Origin of the sequence: Lentzea sp., from assembly GCF_036380075.1 — a bacterium.
Classification (GTDB): domain Bacteria; phylum Actinomycetota; class Actinomycetes; order Mycobacteriales; family Pseudonocardiaceae; genus Lentzea.
On the sequence record NZ_DASVFL010000133.1, the window covers coordinates 1 to 4,444 of the forward strand.

Consider the following 4,444-nt stretch of genomic DNA (forward strand, 5'->3'; position numbering starts at 1 on the left):
CCGGAGCCGATCACGACAGCGTCGACCTCGTTCACGCGCGTCCTCCCATCGCCGTCACGACCTCGCGCAGCACTTCACGCGCGTCGTGTCCGGGCCACCATTCCAGATGCCGTCTCGCCCGTGCGGTCCGCGTGCGACCGGACGTCGTCGGCCATGGCCCGAGTACCCGAAATGTGAGCGGCGACGCCGTATCTCATTTCGTTCGGCACCGAAGAGCTAGCACACTCCGCAATGCGGCGGTAGTCACATGAACCCAACGGATCTGTGTTCCGTAGCACATAAGGGGCCGCTACGAGGGCCACCGCCCGATACTGAGCTACCGCTTAGTATGTGACGATCACTCGGACAAGGACCCTGCATGCCCTTCCGCCGTGTACTGCCCACCGCTGTGGTGCTCGCCGTCCTCGTGGCCGGCTGCGGCGCCGCGGACGAGGAGAAAGCCCAGGTCAAAACCGGGCCGGGCGTTACCGACGACACGATCTCGCTCGGCATCCTGTCGGACATGACAGGGCCGTTCAAAGCCTCCGCGCTGACCAGGATCAAGGGCTACGAGCTGTACCTGAAGCAGGTCAACGACCGCGGCGGCATCTGCGGCCGGCACGTCGAGCTCAAGATGAAGGACCACGCCTACGACGTGCAGAAGGCACTCGACGGCTACTTCGACCTCGAACCGCAGGTCCTGGGCCTGCTGGAGCTCGCGGGCACCCCGATGACCGCCGCGATCGAGCCGGACATCATGCAGACCCGCACGCTGACGGCGCCCGCGTCGTGGGCGGCGTCGCTGCTCGGCAACCCGCACATGATGATCGTGGGGACGACCTACGACCTCGACGTCATCAACGGCCTCGACCACTACAAGCGCCGCGGCGTGATCAAGGAAGGCGACACGGTCGGGCACGTCTTCGTCCAGGGCAGCTACGGCGACAACGCCGTCGAGGGCAGCCGGTTCGTCGGCCAGCAGTGGAACATGAAGGTCGCCGAGCAGCCCATCGGCGAGACCACCGCCGACCTCACCCAGCAGATCGCGGCGCTCAAGGCCGCCGGTGCGAAGGCCGTCGTGCTGAGCACCACGCCCGCCCAGACCGCCGCGGCGGTCGGTGTCGCGGCGGCGCTGAAGTGGGAGGTGCCGTTCATGGTCAACGTGGTCGGCTTCGACACCGCGATCCTCGACTCGCCCGTCGGCGCGGCCGTGGAGAAGCAGGTGTCCGTGGTGACGTCGGTCGCGCCGTTCACCGGCACCCAGCCCGGCCCGCGCGAGGTGGCGGCGGCGTTCGGCAAGTACTACCCGACCGACAAGCCGGCGATCTACGTCGACCACGGCTACACCGTCGCGAAGGTGTTCCTCTCCGTCGTCGAGAAGGCCTGCAAGGAGGGCGACCTCACGCGCGACGGCGTGCTGAAGGCCTTCCAGGACACCACCGGCCTCGACACCCAGGGCCTGACGGGGCCGCTGCGGTACTCGCTGGTGGGACGTCCGTCGGCGACGCAGTCGTACATCACCAAGGTCGACCGGAAGGCGCCCGGCGGTCTCACGACCGTGGAGGAGCTGTTCGAGTCCGACCTGGTGAAGGCCAAGGGCACGCGCGCCCGGTAGCAACCGCGTTCGCGCCACATGAGGAACGGCCCCACCCGCACGCGGGAGGGGCCGTTCCTCGTCGGTCCTACTTGCCGAAACCGGCCTTGCGCAGGGCGTCCGCCATCGACCCGCTCGCGGGCGGGGGCGAGGTGCGCTGCTGGCCGCCGCGCTGCTGGCCACCACCGCGCTGCTGCGGACGGCCACCGCGGTCGCGGCCACCGCCACCGCCGCCCTGCTGCCGAGGAGCGGCCTTGCCGGGCTCGTCGGTCAGCCGCAGCGTGAGGCCGATGCGCTTGCGGGCCTCGTCGACCTCCAGCACCTTCACGCGCACCACGTCACCGGACTTCACGACGTCGCGCGGGTCCTTCACGTAGGTGTTCGACAGGGCGGAGATGTGCACGAGACCGTCCTGGTGCACGCCGATGTCCACGAACGCGCCGAACGCGGCCACGTTCGTCACGACGCCCTCCAGCACCATGCCGGGCTTGAGGTCGGCGATCTTCTCGACGCCGTCCGCGAAGGTCGCCGTCTTGAACGCCGGACGCGGGTCGCGGCCCGGCTTCTCGAGCTCCTTCAGGATGTCCGTGACGGTCGGCAGGCCGAACTTCTCGTCGACGAACTGCTCGGGACGCACCTTCGTGAGCACCGCGGTGTTGCCGATCAGCTCGGCGCCCGCGGCCTCCTGGATGCGCCGCACCACCGGGTACGCCTCGGGGTGCACCGAGGACGCGTCCAGGGGCTCGTCGCCGCCGCGGATCTTGAGGAAGCCCGCGCACTGCTCGAACGCCTTCGGGCCCAGGCGCGCCACGTCCTTCAGCGAGGTGCGCGTCCTGAACGGGCCGTTCGCGTCGCGGTGCAGCACGATGTTCTCCGCGAGACCGGCGGTGATGCCGGAGACGCGGGTCAGCAGCGGCACGGACGCGGTGTTCAGGTCGACGCCGACCGCGTTCACGCAGTCCTCGACCACCGCGTCGAGCGAGCGCGACAGCTTCGACTCGGACAGGTCGTGCTGGTACTGGCCGACGCCGATCGACTTCGGGTCGATCTTCACGAGCTCGGCCAGCGGGTCCTGCAGGCGGCGCGCGATCGAGACCGCGCCGCGGATCGACACGTCGAGGCCCGGCAGCTCGGACGACGCGTAGGCCGACGCCGAGTACACCGACGCGCCCGCCTCGGACACCACGATCTTGGTGAGGTTCAGCTCGGGGTGGCGCTTGATCAGGTCGGCGGCCAGCTTGTCGGTCTCGCGAGACGCCGTGCCGTTGCCGATCGCGATGAGGTCGACGTTGTGCTGCTTGGACCACGCGGCGAGCTTGGCGATCGACTCGTCCCAGCGGTTCGCGGGCACGTGCGGCTGGATGACGCCGTGCGCGACGACCTTGCCGGTGGCGTCGACGACCGCGACCTTCACGCCGGTGCGGTAGCCGGGGTCGAGGCCCATCGTGGCGCGCGTGCCGGCCGGGGCGGCCAGCAGCAGGTCGCGCAGGTTCGAGGCGAACACCTTCACGGCCTCGTCCTCGGCGAACGCGCGCAGGCGGCCGCGCAGGTCGATGCCCAGGTGCACGAGGATGCGGGTCCGCCACGCCCAGCGCACGGTGTCGGTGAGCCACTTGTCGCCGGGGCGGCCCCGGTCGTCGATGCCGAACCGGGCGGCGATGCGCACCTCGAACGACGAGGGGCCTTCCTCGCGCGGCTCCTCCGGCTCCAGGACGAGGTCGAGGACCTCCTCCTTCTCGCCGCGGAACAGCGCCAGGATGCGGTGCGACGGCAGCTTCGCGAACGGCTCGTCGAACTCGAAGTAGTCGGAGAACTTGGCGCCGTCGGTCTCCTTGCCCTCGCGGACCTTGGAGACGACGCGGCCGCGCGTCCACATCTGCTCGCGCAGCTCGCCGATCAGGTCGCCGTCCTCGCCGAACCGCTCGACCAGGATGGCCCGCGCGCCCTGCAGGGCGGCCGCCGCGTCGGCGACCTCCTTCGCGGGGTCGACGAACTTCGCGGCCTCGTCCTGCGGGTTCAGGCCGGGATCACCCAGAAGTGCGTCGGCCAGCGGCTCCAGGCCTGCTTCCTTCGCGATCTGGGCCTTCGTGCGGCGCTTCTGCTTGTACGGCAGGTAGAGGTCCTCGAGCCGCGCCTTGGAGTCGGCGGCGAGGACCTGCGCCTCCAGGGCGTCGGTGAGCTTGCCCTGCTCGCGGATCGAGTTGAGGACGGCCGCGCGGCGCTCCTCCAGTTCGCGCAGGTAGCCGAGGCGTTCCTCGAGCGTGCGCAGCTGGGCGTCGTCGAGACCGCCGGTCGCCTCCTTGCGGTAGCGGGCGACGAACGGGACGGTCGCGCCACCGTCGAGCAGCTCGACAGCAGAGCCGACCTGGCCCGCGGCCACGCCGAGCTCGTCAGCGATCTTCTGGTGGATGAGCGTTGTCACAGCGCGCCATTCTGCCCGCTGCCCGATCCGGCGTGGCACGGTGTCCGGGTGACCATCGCCGAGGTCGTCCCCTCATTGCTGTCGGGCCTGGACGTTCCGGGTGCCGACAACACGCTCGGCCTGCCGCCGGCCCGGCGTGTCGTCCTGCTGCTCGTCGACGGGCTCGGGCACGAGCTCCTCCAGGCGCACGCCGGGCACGCGCCGTTCCTCTCGGGCCTCGCGCCGCGGCGGATCGACGCGGGCTTCCCGTCGTCGACCGCCACCAGCCTCGCCTCGATCGGCACCGGGCTGCTGTCCGGTGAGCACGGCATCGTCGGCTACACGTTCGCCGTGGGCGACGAGGTGCTCAACTCGCTGAGCTGGACACGGGCCGGCGACCACCACCACGACCTGCGCAAGGCGCTCGTGCCCGAGGTCGTGCAGCCGCACCCGACGGTGTTCGAACGCGC

The 4,444-nt window shown here is 70.4% G+C and carries 3 protein-coding genes; 2 read left to right on the forward strand and 1 reads right to left on the reverse strand.

Annotated elements, in window-relative coordinates:
* Nucleotides 1-358: 358 nt before the first annotated feature.
* On the forward strand, nucleotides 359-1,594 hold the full coding sequence (locus VF330_RS16080; RefSeq protein ID WP_330852401.1) for an ABC transporter substrate-binding protein: 1,236 nt from the start codon (nucleotides 359-361) through the stop codon (nucleotides 1,592-1,594).
* Nucleotides 1,595-1,661: 67 nt separating this feature from the next.
* Here the strand turns inward: VF330_RS16080 and VF330_RS16085 are convergent, their stop codons facing one another.
* Nucleotides 1,662-3,995, reverse strand: coding sequence for a Tex family protein (locus VF330_RS16085; RefSeq protein WP_330852402.1), 2,334 nt, complete (start codon nucleotides 3,993-3,995; stop codon nucleotides 1,662-1,664).
* 48 nt (nucleotides 3,996-4,043) lie between these two features.
* Between VF330_RS16085 and VF330_RS16090 the strand changes: the two genes are divergently transcribed.
* Nucleotides 4,044-4,444, forward strand: a 401-nt coding sequence (locus VF330_RS16090; RefSeq protein WP_330852403.1) for an alkaline phosphatase family protein, incomplete at its 3' end; no start/stop codon positions are given.

Excerpts from the sequence above, each read along its gene's own strand:
- VF330_RS16080 (WP_330852401.1), top strand. The coding sequence starts at position 359 with ATGCCCTTCCGCCGTGTACTGCCCACCGCTGTGGTGCTCGCCGTCCTC.